The 16,760-nt window shown below is 56.9% G+C and carries 10 protein-coding genes; 7 read left to right on the plus strand and 3 right to left on the minus strand.

All coding sequences use genetic code 11. The features are described 5' to 3' along the window. Positions 1 to 30: 30 nt before the first annotated feature. Entirely contained in the window at positions 31 to 192 is a 162-nt protein-coding gene (locus tag V9K67_RS00365; protein ID WP_336719271.1) for a GNAT family N-acetyltransferase, read from the minus strand. Positions 193 to 331: 139 nt separating this feature from the next. Continuing rightward, positions 332 to 2,269 carry a T9SS type A sorting domain-containing protein gene (locus V9K67_RS00370; protein WP_336719272.1) on the minus strand — a complete coding sequence of 646 codons (1,938 nt, stop codon included), beginning with the start codon at positions 2,267 to 2,269 and terminating at the stop codon, positions 332 to 334. A gap of 530 nt (positions 2,270 to 2,799) precedes the next feature. Here V9K67_RS00370 and V9K67_RS00375 point away from each other — a divergent pair. From V9K67_RS00375 to V9K67_RS00395, 5 genes are all read left to right on the plus strand, one after another. After that, complete coding sequence (locus V9K67_RS00375) at positions 2,800 to 5,199, plus strand: glycoside hydrolase family 95 protein (RefSeq protein ID WP_336719273.1); 2,400 nt, start codon at positions 2,800 to 2,802, stop codon at positions 5,197 to 5,199. Between the two features lie 173 nt (positions 5,200 to 5,372). Further along, positions 5,373 to 8,327, plus strand: coding sequence for a SusC/RagA family TonB-linked outer membrane protein (locus tag V9K67_RS00380; protein ID WP_336719274.1), 2,955 nt, complete (start codon positions 5,373 to 5,375; stop codon positions 8,325 to 8,327). 25 nt (positions 8,328 to 8,352) lie between these two features. Beyond that, complete coding sequence (locus tag V9K67_RS00385; RefSeq protein ID WP_336719275.1) at positions 8,353 to 9,999, plus strand: RagB/SusD family nutrient uptake outer membrane protein; 1,647 nt, start codon at positions 8,353 to 8,355, stop codon at positions 9,997 to 9,999. Between the two features lie 241 nt (positions 10,000 to 10,240). Further along, positions 10,241 to 10,801, plus strand: a complete 561-nt coding sequence (locus V9K67_RS00390) for a helix-turn-helix domain-containing protein (protein WP_336719277.1) — start codon at positions 10,241 to 10,243, stop codon at positions 10,799 to 10,801. A 162-nt stretch (positions 10,802 to 10,963) separates the two neighbouring features. Next, positions 10,964 to 11,122, plus strand: a complete 159-nt coding sequence (locus tag V9K67_RS00395; protein WP_336719278.1) for a hypothetical protein — start codon at positions 10,964 to 10,966, stop codon at positions 11,120 to 11,122. On the opposite strand, the gene chrA is transcribed toward V9K67_RS00395, so the two are convergent. After that, positions 11,119 to 12,240 (minus strand): chromate efflux transporter, encoded by a 1,122-nt coding sequence (gene chrA, locus V9K67_RS00400; RefSeq protein ID WP_336719279.1) that lies wholly within the window; start codon positions 12,238 to 12,240, stop codon positions 11,119 to 11,121. The genes V9K67_RS00395 and chrA overlap by 4 nt on opposite strands. A gap of 761 nt (positions 12,241 to 13,001) precedes the next feature. Here chrA and V9K67_RS00405 point away from each other — a divergent pair. After that, complete coding sequence (locus V9K67_RS00405; protein ID WP_336719280.1) at positions 13,002 to 14,891, plus strand: hypothetical protein; 1,890 nt, start codon at positions 13,002 to 13,004, stop codon at positions 14,889 to 14,891. Between the two features lie 183 nt (positions 14,892 to 15,074). Beyond that, positions 15,075 to 16,727 (plus strand): sensor histidine kinase, encoded by a 1,653-nt coding sequence (locus V9K67_RS00410; RefSeq protein WP_336719281.1) that lies wholly within the window; start codon positions 15,075 to 15,077, stop codon positions 16,725 to 16,727. Positions 16,728 to 16,760 lie beyond the last annotated feature (33 nt).

Genomic DNA, 16,760 nt, shown 5'->3' on the forward strand with positions numbered 1-16,760 from the left:
AACCCGAAGGCGGTTCGATTACTTTTGCCGCTAAATTTCTTTTTTCACGATGACTTCCTGGTCGTCGGATTTAAAGGCAACAAAACCCATCTTTTCAACAAGCCGTAAAGCTTTCGTATTTCCTGCTTTTGTTGTGGCCAATAGTGTTTTTATACTTAATTGCTGTTTTGCAAGTCCTGTAACATTCTGCAATTCCTGAACAGTTTACTGCTTCAAAAAAAATCCCCTGCCGAAGCAGGGGAAATGTATAAAGCTTCTGTATTTATTCAGGTCCGGTCACGGAGGCCGCTGGATTTTCAGCCCCGGGATGTTATGGCACCTACCGTCCTCCTTACTTTCTCACCAGCAACTTCAGGGTTTGGGAGCCATCGTTGGTATCGATGCGAACCAGGTACATGCCGGCCGGCAGCCCGGTGCCGTCGACCGTACAGAGGGTTTGGCGGCCGGCAGGCGCTTGCCCCCACTTCAGCACCCGGAGCTTTTGGCCCTTGCTGTCGTACAGCGAAACGGTATAGGTGCTGGCGGCAGCAAAGGTGTAGGAGAGGGTCGTGCTCGTGGACAGGGGGTTGGGGGAAGCCACCAGGGCCCCGCTGCCAGCCGAAAGGGCGGCCGGGCTTTCGGTGCTGGTCTCGGTAAGGGCACCATTTGCGGCAGCACCGGTGGTGCCGCTGCCGTCCACGCCCCGGACCGACACGGCCTGCAATGTGTCCTCCATGCTGGTGGCCAGTACCACGATGTCCGAGCTGTAGGCCTGGTGGGTGCTGGTGCAGTAATTAATCAGGTAGTTGCCGGCCATAAGGGTAATCGGAGGGCCGAAAGAGATGGGCGAAAGAGCGGATTCGCGGTACAGCACATCGCCGCCGTTTTCCAGGGAGCTGAAGACCACTTTTATTTTCCCCTGCGCTTCGTTGAGCAGTACGATCGGCCGGGTGCCTTCGTTGGCCGTTACGGGGTACAGGTTGTCCCATACACCGTTGGGCCGCCGCACCAGCAGCGAAACCTTGGGATAGCCGGGCGAGTCGTAAGAGGTCTTAACGGCGCAGTACAGGGTGCCGTCCGAAGCCGGCAGCAGGTTCATGTGGTCGTCGGCCATGCCGCCTTTTTTGGCCAGGGCCGACTGCGCAGCCGGCAGTTCGTCCACCGTCCAGAGAGCGGGATCGGTCCCGTTGGTATGGGTGCGGAAGCCAAAGCGCTGGGTGAGCTGGTTGGACCACATCACGCCGATCTTGCCGGGCAGGGTAGTGACGGCGCAAATGTCGTCCGTGCCAATACCGGTGGCGATCACTACAGGAGCGCTCCAGGTAGTATAAGGCGAATCGCTCCAGCGCATATTGATCTCGCTGGTGCCGTCCGAGGCGATCCACATCCGCCCGTTGCCGTCCAGGGTCATGGTGGCCGTTTCGGTATCTTCCTCGAAAACGATCGTCATATTCTGGCTTCTCTTGCTCCACAACTTGTATTTCCCGGTAACCGGGTCGTATTCCAGCGATACCAGGTAGGAGTTGCTGCTGCCGCCGCGAAACAGCAGCATATGCACCACGCTGCCCACCACCTGCACATCGGCCTTGGCGTTTTTGGAACTTGCCACCCGTATGATCTCGGTCCAGCTGGCGCCGTCGAGGCGGTAGACTTTGGTGCCTTCGTAGGTGGAAAGCACCGTCCACCATTTGCCGGCATAGCTCCATACTTTGGATTGCGGCTTCTGGCCGGTATGGCTGGCGATGGGCAGGGGAGCGATGTCATTGAACGAGGTAAAGCCGCTGCCGGTATTGGGGTCCCCGCCCGGGGAAGAAGGCAGGCCGGAGGTGGGTATTTTTTGGAGGATATAGGTTTGGCCGCCGGTATAGCCGGCAGCGAGGGCATTGCCGGCCGCATCCTTGATGCCCGTGCCGGTGGCATGGAGGTCCAGGCGCAGGGCGCCGGTGCCGGCGATGGCCCGCACCGATACATCGTAGGTGGTGCCCGAGGTGCCTACCGGCTGTACGGATTCCGTGCCTTCGGTGCCCACGGGTTCCAGGGCCAGCAGGGCCAGGGTGCCCCGTACATTACCATTCAGGCCGGTAGCGGTAAAATCGGAGCCGTCCACGCCCGTAACTTTTTCGGAAAAGACCACGCGGTAGGTGACCGACGTGCCGTAAGCCGTATCATTCGTGGGATTTTGCCGGGTGATGCTGAGGACCCTGGGCGGTATGCTGTCGGTAGTTTGGGCGGAGGCGCCGAAAGAAAAGAGCAGAAGAATACAAAGGGCAATGAAAGTAGTGTTTTTCATGGTTATTGAATTTTCGATGCATGAAGGGTTTCCTGCCTGGCTGCAGGCAATAAGTTAGCGTCCAGGGTGTTGCGGAAATTTGTTTCGACGGGTTACGGTATTTTCAACCTTCGGCAAGCAGCCGGAAGGTTTCGGTTGGATGATCATCACTGTTGAGGCGCTCGGAGGATGAGGTAAAAAAAGTATGCCTGTGGTTCCGTCCGGTTGCAGCACGGCCGTTTCGCTTCACTCTTCACAGTTATCGCCCCATTTTGTACTTTGTAATGCATTCTCCTGGTGTATTTTGGGAAGAGAATGCGATGGATTCCCCAAAAAAGTGGGGTTGGTTCCTAAGGGGCGTCTTTAGAAGCAGGGAGTGCCCCTCTTTATTGCTAAAAGGATTTGGGAGAGTTACGTTTAATGGATTACGTGCTGTTTCTCAACTGGGAAAAATTTGTTCAACCTGATTTTTGACCAATTAGACTATAATTTGAACCTCCTTTCCTGCCAGGCGGAATAGGTTTACATTCCATTTAAAAATCTGTCAGTTAATGGGAAAATTAGTGAATGTAGTAATAGGGGTTCTCTTTATCGCCCTTGTTGGTTTCAAGAAAGAAAAAACCGGGGGCGGGAAGATCGATGTCGCCCATGTGCCTTCGAAAGGTTTTTACAGCGCCCGGCCGGCCCGGAACTGGGAGGAATCGTTGGTCAGTGGGAACGGCACCATGGGGGCGATGGTGTCCGGCCATGTGGCGCATGACTCGATTACGTTTAACCAAACCCAATTATTCCTGCCTTTTCACCAGCCGCTCCTGCCACCCAGCCAAGGCAAACACCTGGAAGAAATCCGGGCGCTGCTGCTGGCGGGAAAATACCAGGAGGCGTCCCAGTATGTGGTGGACCTGGCCAAAACAGAAGGATACAACGGCAAACACTCCAGCGATCCTTATATTCCCGCCTTCCGGCTGGAGGTGGTCCATGACGCCGCCGCCGCAATCAAAAGCTACGCACGGACAACCGATTTTCAAAGCGGGGAAGTAACGGTCAAATGGGAAGAGCAAAACGGCACTTTCAGCCGGCAGCTCTTTATTTCCCGTCCCGATAATTTAATCGTTATGCGCCTCCGGGCCAATGAACGCGGCACCATCAACACTACCTTAAGTCTTTCCCGGATCCTGACCGCCGATCCCAAACGGATCCAGAAGTTGAACATCAGCCCGAACCTGGGCATCGACCGGGTGGCGGCAGCCGCCGAAAAAGGGCGGCTATCGTTCCGGGCCTGGTACGCGAAAACCTGGGAAGGGAATTTCCAGGGGTATGAAGGCGTGCTGCGGGTGGTGCATTCGGGAGGTAGCTATACGACCCAGGGCGACAAAATGATCCTTCGTAATGCCGACGAGGTGCTGCTGATCGGCAGGATCCAACCGAGCATGGATATGAACGTATCACAGGTGGCCACCCTGGCGGCCGCCCTCCAGACCTACGCCCCGGACTATGACCAGCTGCTGGCGCGCCACCGGACCGTTCACCAGGCTTTATTTGACCGGGTGTCCCTGGATTTGGATGCTGCTCCGGCCGACCGCCGGAAATCCTCCGAGGATTTACTGCAGATGGGCGGTGCCAACAAGGCGCTGATCGAGCGGATCTTTAATGCCGCCCGCTACAACATCCTGAGCGCCACCGGCATGAACCCGCCCAAGCTCCAGGGGATCTGGGGCGCCACCATGACGCCGCCCTGGGCGAGCGATTATACCACCAATGGCAACCTGCCCGTCGCCATCTCCCACTACCTGCAGGCCAACACGCCGGAGCTGCTCCTGCCCCTGTTCGACAAGCTGGAATCGATGATGGAGGATTTCCAAACAAATGCCCGGGTGCTGTACAACTGCCGGGGCATCCATATTCCCTCCCATATCGCCACCCGCGGCTTCGACAACGAATTCGATGCGACCTGGCCGATGACGTTCTGGACCGCCGGCGCCCCCTGGTATGCCCTGTTTTATTACGACTACTACCTGTACACCCGGGATAAAAAGTTTTTGCGCGAACGGGCACTGCCCTTCATGAAAGAAGCCGAAATTTTCTATGAGGATTTTCTAAAAGAGGGCCCGGACGGGAACTATATCTTCTGTCCTTCCTATTCGCCGGAAAATAACCCGGCCAATGGCAAAAGCCAGGCCTGCATCAATGCCACGATGGACATCATGGCCGCCAAAGCCTTGTTCCGGGCGATCATCCGTTCCAGCAAGATCCTGGGTGTACACCAGGAAAAGATCCCGAAGTGGGAAGCAATGTTGCGCAAAATGCCCCCTTACAAGGTGAACGAGAAGGGCGAACTCCGTGAATGGTTATGGGACGGCTTGCAGGACAACCACAACCACCGCCATGCTTCCCACCTGTTCGGATTGTATGACCTGCATGATCCCGAGATCATGGGCAACCCCGAACTGGTCCGGGGCGCCAAACAGGTGATCGACCGGCGGATGGAGATCCGGCGCAAAGACAACGGGGGCGTCATGGCCTTCGGCATGATGCACCTGGCCTTTTCGGCTGCGGCGCTCCGGGAGGCCGAAACCGCCACCGACATCCTGACCTGGCTGGGAAACAGTTACTGGAACAACAACATGGTATCCACCCATGACCCCAAAAATATCTTCAATGTCGATATCAGCGGGGGCTACCCTTCCCTGGTCATGAAGATGCTGGCCTATGCCGACCTGGGCGAAGTGTCCCTGCTGCCTTGTTTGCCCTACGCATGGACGAAGGGCGCTATTAAAGGAATGGCGTTGCGGGGCGGTATCCTCGTGGACGCATTGACCTGGAACGGGACTGCCGGGCAGGTTACCCTGACCTCGAAGATCGACCAGGTCATTCACCTGGAGGTTAAGGGGCAGGATAAAGGGAGCGTCCGGTTGCAGGCCGGAAAGCCGGAAAATATAAAATGGAAATAAAGCCAATATATAAAAAATTGGTTTTTATATATAATTATGAGCGTGGTGAAAAAGTGAACCAAAAATGTCAATTTTTGAACCCCTTCTATAGCAGGTTTTTCTACATTAAATTTTTAACCGGTGCGGCTCTGCGGAGCGTGCCGGTCTTTTTTTCCTAACGATAAACAGTGCACATGAAACGATTCCTTGCTTTGTTCCTGATGGCCTTTTGCCTGGCGGCCACCTCCTGGGGCCAGGGCCGGCAAATTACCGGCAGCGTGGTAGATGACAGCTCCAGTACCGGGCTGTCCGATGTTTCCGTAACGATTAAAGGGGCTACTGCCGGCACCCGGACCGACGATCGGGGCGCCTTTACGCTGACCATACCCGGCACTGCCGGCCGGGTGGACCTGGTCATTTCTTCCGTCGGTTACCTGGCCCAGACCGTAGGGGCCGAAGTAGGCAAAAAGCTGTCCGTACGCCTGCGCAAAGAGGCCAGCTCGCTGAATGAAGTGGTGGTGGTCGGCTACGGAACCGTCCGTAAAAAAGACCTGACCGGCTCGGTGGTTTCCGTAAAAGGGGAGGAGCTGAAAAAAGTGCCCACCACCAACGTGCTCGATGCCGCCCAGGGCAAGATCGCCGGGGCCGACATCACCCGCAGCAGCGGCCAGGCCGGTGCCGGGGTCTCCATCCGCGTCCGCGGCAACCGCTCCATCGGGGGCAACAACGCCCCCCTGTTCATCGTGGACGGGATCCAGTACAGCAATATCGAGGATATCAACCCCAATGATATCGAATCCATGGAAGTGCTGAAGGACGCCTCTTCGACGGCCATCTACGGCTCCCGGGGCGCCAACGGGGTGATCCTGATCACCACCAAAAAGGGCGCCAGCGGCCGCGCCAGCGTTACCTTCAACTCGTATGGCGGCGTTTCCCAGGTAACGCTCTATCCCAAAGCCATGAACCTCGACGAGTTCGTCGCCTTCCGCCGCGAGGCGTACCGGGCAGCCGGCAGCCCCACCGACGACGCCACCGTCTTTGCCAACCCCGCCGAGCGCAACGCCGTGCAAAAGCGGATCTGGACCGACTACCAGGACGCCCTGATCCATAACGGGGCGCAGCAGGATTACCAGCTGGGACTGAGCGCCGGCACCGACAAGCTGAAGGCCTATGTTTCCGGCGACTACTTCAACGAACAGGGTATTTTGAAAAATGACTGGCTCAAACGCTATACCGGCCGCCTGAACGTGGACTATACCATCAGCCGCCAGCTGAAGGTGGGCATGCAAAGCCAGCTCACCTATTACGACCAGAGCATCCGCCGCGACCCGCTCAACCAGGCCAACAAGGTGAGCCCCCTGGGATCCATATACGATTCCACCGGCGCCTTCAACTTCCTGCTGCTCGACGCGCAAACGCCCCACCCGCTGGCCGACGAGCAACCCAACGTTTATAAAAATTCCCTGGTCACCACCCGCACCCTGACCAACGCCTACATCGAGGTGCAGCCCCTGCCCGGCCTGACGGCCCGCTCTACCCTGGGCATCAGCCTTTCGTCCGCACGCAACGGCATCTACGCCTCGCCCCAGTCCATCGACCGGTCGCTTTCCGGCAAGTCGCAGGCTACTTACAATACGTCTAATTTGAAGAACATCAACTGGGAGAACGTGCTGACCTACCAGAAAACCTTTGCCGACCATTCGCTGACCCTGACCGGTGTGGCCAGCCGCTTGAGCAATTATTCCGAAGAATCGTCGGCCTCGGGCGTCAACCAGCTGCTGTCCTCGCAGCAGTTCTACAACCTGTCGGGCAATACCGAGGAGATCAAGATCTCGTCCAACTATGCCAAAAGCGACCTGGTATCCTTTGCCGGTAGGTTGAACTACGGCTATAAGGGTCGCTACCTGCTGAACCTGACCGCCCGCCAGGACGGCTCCTCCAAGCTGGCTGAAGGCAACAAATGGACCTTCTTCCCTTCGGCGGCCGTGGCCTGGCGCCTCAGCGACGAGCACTTCATGAAGGACGTGCCCCTGCTGAGCGACCTGAAGCTGCGGGCCAGCTACGGTATCGCCGGCAACGATCCTTCCGGGCCCTACGTGACCCAGAGCAACCTGGCCCGCATCGCCTTCGGCTACGACGAAGCCCCCGCCCCGGCCTATACCTTTTCGCGCCAGGTGGGCAATGCCGCCCTGTCGTGGGAGCTGACCGCCACCAAAAACTTCGGCCTCGACCTGGGCCTGTTCCAGGGCCGGGCCACTGCCACGGTGGACGTGTACGACAGCCGCACCAAGGACCTGCTGCTTACCCGGGGCCTGCCACCCACCACGGGGGTGACTACCGTGTTCCAGAACATCGGCAAGACCCGCAACCGCGGCGTGGAAGTGACCCTGGGCACCACCAACATCTCCAGCGCCCGGCTGACCTGGAGCTCCAACGTCACCTTTACCCGCAACCGCGAAGAGATCGTGGAGCTGGCTTCGGGCAGCACCAGCGACATCGGCAACCTGTGGTTCGTGGGCCAGCCCATCCAGGTTTATTACGATTATGAAAAGGTCGGCATCTGGCAGACCGCCGATGCCCAGAAGGCTGCAGGCATGCTGCCCGCCCAGAAGCCCGGCGACATCCAGGTGAAGGACCAGAACAACGACGGCAAGATCGACTCGCAGAACGACCGGGTGATCCTGGGCAACCCCCGTCCCAAATGGAGCGGCGGCCTGGACAACAACGTCCGCTTCGGGGGCTTTGATTTCAACGTCTTCGTCTTCGCCCGCATCGGCCAGACCATCAATGCCGACCGCTACGCCCGCTTCGACCAGCAGGGGCTGGGCAACAGCACCTCGGGCCTGGATTACTGGACCCCGGAAAATCCCACCAACGCTTATCCGCGCCCCAACAAGAACGGGGGACTGCTGTACCTGGGCACCCTGGGTTACCGCAAGGCCTCTTATGCCCGGATCCGCAACCTGTCCCTGGGCTATACCGTGCCTTCGACCCTTTTGGGCAACAGCTTCGTGAAGGGCATCCGTGCCTATGCCACCGCCAAGAACCTGTTTACGTTCACCGACCTGGAGTACGATCCCGAGCGGGGCGGTTCGGAAAACTTCCCCATGACCAAGCTGTTTATTGTAGGCATCAACGTAAACCTGTAAGTCCTAAAACCTAACTTCTACACACATGAAAATCGTTCCCATAAAGATGGCAGCGGCGCTCCTGGCGGCTTTGGCTTTGGGCGGCTGCAAGAAAGCGTTGCAAGAATACAATCCCTCCGGCCTGACGGCGGAGAGCGTTTATACCACGCCTACCGGCTTTGAAACCCTGGTGAATGCGGCCTACAGCTACCAGCGCTGGTGGTACGGCAAGGAAGAAGGCTACAACATTGCCGAAACCGGCACCGACATCTGGACCAGCGGCACCGGCGACGTGTTCCGCGACCTGACGCAGTACCAGAACCTGCAGGGCACCAACACCGCCCTGGCCGCCGAGTGGCGGGAGTTCTACGCCGCCATCAACCTGTGCAACGCCGGCATCCTCCGCATCGACAAGGCCGGCCTGTCACCCCAGCTGCGGTCCGTGCGCGAAGGGGAGCTGCGGTTCCTGCGGGCGTTTTACTACTGGCACATCGTCGAAACCTGGGGCGGCGTGCATTTTACCCTGGAGGAAACCAACGGCATCATCAGCACGGCCAACAAGACGCCGGTGGACACCTTCTATGCGCAGATCTTCCGCGACCTGGAGTTTGCCGCGGCCAACCTGCCGCCCACCCAGGCCGATTACGGCAGGGCCACCAAGCCGGCGGCCCAGGCCTTCCTGTCCCGCATGTACCTGACCCGGGGCCGGAACGAAGAAGCCCTGGCCATGGCGCAGGCCGTCATCAATGGCGGCTATGGCTTCCGCCTGGAGCCCCTCTTTGCCGACCTGTGGAAGATGAGCAACCTCAAAAACAAGGAAGTGGTGTACGCGGTGAATTATGCCGCCAACCTGACCATCAACGACCTGTCCAACAGCGCTAACAACCCCTACGGCCACGGCCGGGGCAGCAACAACGGCCACCTGTTGTTCCTCATGAAGTACGACGACCTGCCGGGGATGGCCCGCGACATCAAGAACGGGCGGCCCTTTAACCGCTACATGCCGTCGCGCTTCCTGCTCGACCTGTTCAGCGAGGATGATGCCCGCTACGAAGGCTCCTTCCAGCAGGTGTGGCTGGCCAATGCCGCTTCCCGGCCCGCCGGCATGAACCTGGGCGATACCGCCGTTTTTACTACCCACAAGGAAGTGGACGATGCCTTCGAGGCGACACGGAAATACCGCACCTATGACCGCAGCAAGACCTACAATGCCAACGGCAGCGTGAAGGACAACCTGCACTATGTGAGCCTTTCGAAGTTCATGGACCCCACGCGGCCCAGCCTGAACGAGGCCCAGAGCGCCCGGGATGTGTTCGTCATCCGCCTGGCGGAACTGTACCTCATTGCGGCCGAAGCGCAGCTGAAGCTGGGACGGCTGCAGGAGGCCGCCGACAACATCAACGTGCTGCGCACCCGGGCCGCCAAACCGGGCCGTGCCGCCGCCATGCAGGTAACGCCGGCGCAGGTCACGCTGGATTTTATCCTGGACGAGCGGGCCCGCGAGCTGGCAGGGGAGCAGCTGCGCTGGTTCGACCTGAAGCGGACCGGCAAGCTGCTGGAACGCATCAAAGCCCATAACCCGGATAATGCCGTGAATATTCAGCCCTTTCATATCGTACGGCCGATCCCGCAGACGCAGGTGGATGCCGTTACCAACAAGGCCGAATTCAAACAAAATGAAGGGTACCAGTAAGGAGTATCGTTTCCATTCCTCCTTGTCCCGACAAAAAAGAGACTGCCCCGAAATTTCGGGGCAGTCTCTTTTTTATGCAATTCCTGAGCTTTTACAGAGCCGTGATTTCTGAAAGGATGCCGGCTATCGTTCTACCCTAACAATAAAATATTAAACCGCGGCAGAATTTTGTAACGTCCAATGCTTCACCCCCCTATACCTTTGGGGTTCGTTCATTGAGCGGAAGGCAAATGACTTACCCATGCACCTGTATATCAAAAATATGGTTTGTGACCGCTGCATCCTGGCGGTACGAAAAGAACTGGACCGCCAAAACCTTCCCTACCGGAATATCCGGCTGGGAGAAGTGGAGCTGGAGGCCCCACCCGCCGCAGGCCAATTGAAGGACCTGGAAGAAGGGTTGCGGGCGGCCGGCTTTGAGCTGCTCAGCGACAGTAAAGCCCAGACCGTGGAAAAGATCAAGAACGTGGTGGTGTCCCTGGTACACCGCGGCGAGCAGGAGGTACATTTGAAATGGTCCGCCCTGCTGGAAGAAAGGCTGCAGCGCGACTACCACTACCTCTCCGCCCTGTTTTCCTCGGTGGAAGGCGTGACCATTGAAAAATACGTTATCCTGCAAAAAGTGGAACGGATCAAGGAGCTGTTGAAATACCACGAGCTGAGCCTGACCCAGATCGCCGACCAAATGGGCTACAGCAGCGTGCAGCACCTTTCCCAGCAGTTTAAAAAAGTCACCGGGCTCACGCCTACCCGCTTCCAGGAAGACAAGGAGAGCACCCGCAAACCCCTGGACAAGGTGTAGCGGGGATCCCGAAATTATATAACGCCCACAGCTGATGGTATAACAATCCCCTCCCGCATCCTCAGCACCTTTGGGAAAACATGCAACCATGTCCGCGGCAATTTTCTCCAGAAGGATGCAGCCAGGGATAAGATCGTAAGGAAAACTATCCCCGGGCTGAAAATGAGCTGCGCCGCCTGTGCCGTCAGCGTGGAATCCAGGCTCAAATCGGTCGACGGCATAAAAGACGCCGGCCTGCACGCCCACGTCTACTTTGAAGCGGCTTCGGTGATCATCGCAATTATTTCCCTAAGCTGCTGGAAGAAAAGGCAAGGCTTTTAGAAAAAGGATAAGGCATATCCCAGTACCGCCCCTCCCAGGATGATAAACGCCGTGTTCCATTTCTTAAAAGAAAAAGTTACAATAAAGCTGAGCACGGCAATCAGCACCGTCCGCCAGTCCAGCAGGGTGGCACGGCTCATTTCCACCACCACCGACAAAATAATGCCGATGGAGACGATGTTGACGGTATCCAGGAAGGCCGCCATCAAGGGGGACTTCCGGAGCCGGGGGACCAGGGGGTTGAGAAAGGCGACAAACAGGAAGGAGGGAAGGAAGATACCCACGGTGGCGGCCAGGGCCCCGGCAGGTCCTCCGATCTGCCAGCCAATGAAGGTGGCGGAAGAAAACACGGGCCCGGGGGTGAACTGCCCCACGGCAACGGCGTCGATCAGTTGCTGTTTGGTGAGCAGGCCTTTGGCTACCAGTTCGGCGTCCAGGAACGCAAACAGCACATAGCCGCTGCCGTAAAGGATCGAACCGATCTTCAAAAAGATCCAGAACAGTTTCGCCGCCGAAATACCCAGGGTGCCGGGAGCCTGCAGCAACGCAAACGGGAAGAGGCCGTAGCTCCGGGGGTTGCGGGTGCGGGCCAGGTGCAGGGCCATACCCAAAAAGCCCGCACCGAATAATACGGCGATTTCGTTCCACCCCGCCAGCACGGCCACGGCCGCCGCCAGGCCGATGATCCCCAGCGAAACGCTTTTCAGGGCTTTCTTTCCCAGCCCGATCATCAGGGCTACGATCACCGCAATGATCGCCGGTTTGATACCGTAGATAAAGGGCTGCACCTGCGGCAGCGTGCCGTACACCCTGTAGGCCCAGGCAAAGAGGGCGGTCAGGAGTACGGCCGGGAAAATAAAACAGCAGCCGGCTACCACCAGGCCTTTCCAGCCGGCCCGCTCATGGCCGATATGCATGGTCATTTCAGTGGAGTTGGGCCCGGGAATGAGGTTGGTAGCGCCCACCAGGTCCAGGAAGTGCGGGTGGTCCATCCAGCCGCGTTTGCGCACCACCTCTTCTTCCATCAGGGCAATATGCACGGCGGGGCCGCCGAAGCCAATCAGCCCCAGCTTCAGAAACAGGCCGGCGACATCCTTTAACGAAGATTGCTTTTTCATAAGCGTTGCCACCGGCGGGCCAATGCGGCGCCGCCTCCTTTTATGCGATTAAAGATATAGTTGCGCGATTTACAATGGAATAATTTATATTAAGGAAACAGTATAAGTGCTATCTGCCATATTTTTTAAGTAAAATTTCTTATTTAGCTTGACAATAAAATAAATGAATCCTAATTTTACACCAGAGCAGTAACAACGAAAATACCCTTACCCTACCTTGCCGCTCCACGTGTTCCCGGAATTGTGCTCCTATCCTTTACTACATCCCGCAACGTCTGCTCGTTCCACCCTGTTGAATGCTGTTACCGTGCTGTATGGTGCTGGTGACCCTTGAGAATGTGTTGCTTCTTTTCGCCCTTTTCATATATAAAGAACCAATGCAGGAGGCGGTTGTTTCATCGTTCCTGAATGACGGCTGCAGGCATTACCTTTCCTGTTTTGGAAAATTCAAAAAACAGATGCCTTATTACCGGGTAGTAAATCCCTGTGCCCTGATCACCATTCCTTTTCACCCTTATTCCAAACCCAAACAAAAATCCGTTTCTTCTTACTTTTTGTAGAAAGGGTCGAATCATTTTATCACTGCATCTTACTTTAAAGCAAGCCCGTATTCCTTATTCATCACCGCTTCATGCCCTTCCTGTACAGGACTGCTGTCCTGGGACAGCAGGGGGCTGTTGTCCTGTGCCCGTTTGGAGCAACGGGTCTTAATGGTACCCACCCGCTTTCTTCCAATCACCTTAACCAATAAACCCACTTTTATGGATTCCTTTGCAAAAAGCCACCCCCATTCTGTCTATGGAAAGCAGTACCGGTATCCTTTGTTCGCCAAGGTTACCTTTTGTTTGACCTTGCTCTTTCTCTGCCTGCTTTCCTTCAATCTCCGCGCTCAGCTACCTTCCACGTATTGTGATGGTAACCCGGCCGATTGGGCGAACTTTCAAACCAATTTTGCCATCAAGGCGTATGCTCCGGATGTCTTTAATGCGGGCAGCGATGTGGACAACAATTTTAAAAGCTCCAAGGATGTACAAAACATCAGCAGCTGGCAATGGTGGCTGAAAGGAGCCAATGATAAGGGCGATATTGCCAATGCCGGCGCCGTACTCACGGGTACCAATAATTGTATTCTCCGCTTTTTTGGAGACCGGACCGATAACAGCGGCGCGGCAAACATTGGCTTCTGGTTTTTGAAAAGCCCGGTAAGCCTGAACGCGAATGGTACCTTTAACGGTACGCATACGGTGGGCGATCTCTTTATTTTGATTGAGCTGTCGGTGGGAGGGACCCTGGCCACTCCTAAAGTGTATACCTGGAACGGCACGGAGCCCGTACTGAATACGTCGGCCTCCGGTTTTGCGTGCTCCGGCGCCAACCAGGCTGCCGCTGCCGTTCCGGCCGGGCTGACCTATACCAATAAAGACGGCCAGCAACAATACCTGAAAAATGCTTTTTTTGAAGGCGCCATCAATTTATGCCAGGCGGGCATCAGTAATTGTTTTGCCTTTTTTATCGTGGAAACCAGGCAATCTCCCTCACTTACCGCTTCGCTGGAAGATTTTGCCCTGGGGAACTTTAATGCCACCCCGGTTGCGCCAACCGCTTCGGTGGTACATCCTACCTGCACTACCGCCACGGGTACCGTAACGGTGAACAGCCCCATTAGCGGTAATACCTACACCTTGACCGGGACCAACCCGGTACGGGCGGCGGTGACCAACTCCACCGGCAGCTTTACCAACGTGCAGCCGGGCACCTATAACCTGACCACGGCACAAGGAACCTGCGTTTCCCCGGCTACCGTGGTAACGGTGAATGCGCAGCCGCCGACACCCGCCACGCCGACCGCTAATGTAACGCAGCCCACCTGTACCGTGGCAACCGGCACCATTACCGTCACCGCTCCCACCGGTACCGGTCTCATGTACAGCATTGGAGGCGCCTTCCAGTCGGGTACCACGTTCAGCAATGTAGCTCCCGGGAGCTATACGCTGACCGTCCGGAACAGTTCCAATTGCACGAACACCGCTACCGTTGTCGTAAACGGACAACCGGCAACCCCTCCCCGGCCCGTGGTCACCATCCAGGAAGCCACGTTGTGCGGAAACCTTACCGCCCCTACGGTCACCGTATCCTGCCCGGTTGCCGGAACCACCTATACCCTGACCCAAACCGGGGTGACCGGGTCGCAGACCTTTACCTTTAATGGCTCCAACGGGCCGGTAGTATTTACCGTGCAGGCCGGTAAGAAGTTCTTTATGACCGCCACCAATTCGGCAGGTTGTACCTCGGGCATAACCAATTGCGATAATTATTTGACCAACTCCTGTCCCCAGCCAACCACCTCCAATAAGGCTGCTGCCGGGGAGCTTTCGTCGGGAGTGGAAAAGGCCACCCGGGTGCTGGCTGCTCCCAATCCCTTTGACAGCAAAATAAAGTTTACCATTCAGCCATCAGTTTCCGGCCCGGCCACACTGGAACTATACAATTTATCGGGTCAAAAAGTAAAAACCCTTTACCAGGGATATGTTCAGAAAGAACAGGTTCAGTCCATCGAATACAACGTGCCGGCTCATCAAAGGTCCCATCTGATTTACCTTTTCCGCGTAGGAGATCAGAAAGTTTCCGGTAAGCTCATTGGTCCCAAATAAGGGTCAATGGTCTCTGGTCACGCCAAAAGAAAAGGATGCTCCGGGGAGCATCCTTTTCTTTTGGCGTGTCTTTTTGCGCTCCAGGCAGGGAGAGAAAGCTGGCCCCTTCTCCCGGTGGCCGGTACAGGGCTGTTCTTCGGCATTGTGTTTGCCTTTACTGGACAACAAAAGCAAATAGACTCAATGGCAGTGCAGGCAATAGCCTGGTACCGGGGAGCTTTGGCTTATTCCTTCAACTATAAATGGAAAGCAGTGAGGTTTATTCGCTCCTATATCAGTACGCATACCTACCAATTGTTGCCTGCATTTGCCCGCCACCTGCAGGAACACCGGCTGGAGGAGGTTGCCCGACAGCAACTGGTACTGGCCCGCGAAGTGGAGCTGCCCGCTCTGAAATTGCTGGCCGCTTACAGTGATGAACAGCTCGTGGAGCGGATCCGGCATTCCATGCAGGAGTTCCTGGGCCTGCTGGCCGAGGGAAAGGCCACCGAACTGATTGAGTTGTCCCTGGAACGGTGGAAAGCGGACCAGCTGGAAATCATCGGTAAATTCGAACTGCTGGCCGAAGACATTTACCTGATCAATTATATCCGGCAACGGGCGTTCCGGCTCTTCATCCCTGAATTTACCACCGACATCGAAACGGTCCTGGACCTGGTGGACGAGCTGGACAGCTTTTTCACCGGCAGCACTACGGCGGCCACCAACACCTATATCGGGATGTTAAAGGACCGGATCGCCCGGCATGAACAGGAGCTGCTGGATGCCCAGCGCATCGCCCGGATGGGCAGTTTCGAACTGGACCTGCAAACCGGCCAGTCCAACAGTTCCCCGGAAGTGTACCGGATCTTTGACATCGAGCCGGGAACGGGCGTGAAAAACTATATGGAATACATCCATCCCCAGGATAAGGAACGGGTGGCCGCTTCCATGGCCCGGGCGCAGCAGGAAGGGTCTTATGAAGTGGAATACCGCTTTTTGAAAGGCGGCAAGCTGAAATACATCTGGGCCCGGGGCATTGCCGTTTTTCAAAACGGCCGTGCCGTCCGGATCGTGGGTACGGTCCAGGACGTCAGCCTGCGGAAAAAGGTGGAGCTGGAACTGCGGGAGAAAACCCTGGCGCTGGAGCGTTCCAATGAAAGCCTGCAGCAGTTTGCCTATGTGGCTTCGCACGACCTGAAAGAGCCGCTGCGCAAAATTGCCACCTTTACCGATATGGTGCTGACCGGGATCGAGGAGTTGTCCGTGGCCACCCGCCGGATGGTGCAGCGGGCCAACCAGCTGGCCGTCCATGCCGGCCGCATGATCGACGATATCATGGCTTATTCCACCCTGACGCTCTGGGGGGAACGGCAAAGCGTTTCGCTGGCGGAAGTGATCGGGGAGGCCCTGGAAAAGCTGCAACACAGGATCGAAGCAACAAAGGCCCGGATCCATTTTGATGCGCTGCCGGTGGTAAGGGTGGTGCGGGTGCAATTCGGCCAGTTGTTCGAGAACCTGCTGGACAATGCCCTTACGTTTTCCCGCCCGGAAGAGCCGCCTCAAATCTCGATCAGCTGTACGTGGCTGCAGGAGGGCGACATCCAGCACTACTCCCTGCCCCACGCTGACCGCTACCTGCAGCTTTCAGTGGCCGACAACGGCATCGGCTTTGGTCAGGAGTATGCCGAAAAGATTTTTGGGCTGTTCAGCCGCCTGCACCCGAAAACAGAGTACGGAGGCAGCGGGTTGGGACTGGCCATTGCCCGAAGGATCGTGGACAACCACTCCGGGACCATCTTTGCTCGCTCCCGTGAAGGGCAGGGCGCCACCTTCATCATTATTCTGCCCCAATAAAACGAATATTTTATAAGCCCCTGCGCCGGCGGG

Origin of the sequence: Huijunlia imazamoxiresistens (genome assembly GCF_037132455.1) — a bacterium.
Lineage (GTDB): Bacteria > Bacteroidota > Bacteroidia > Chitinophagales > Chitinophagaceae > Flavisolibacter > Flavisolibacter imazamoxiresistens.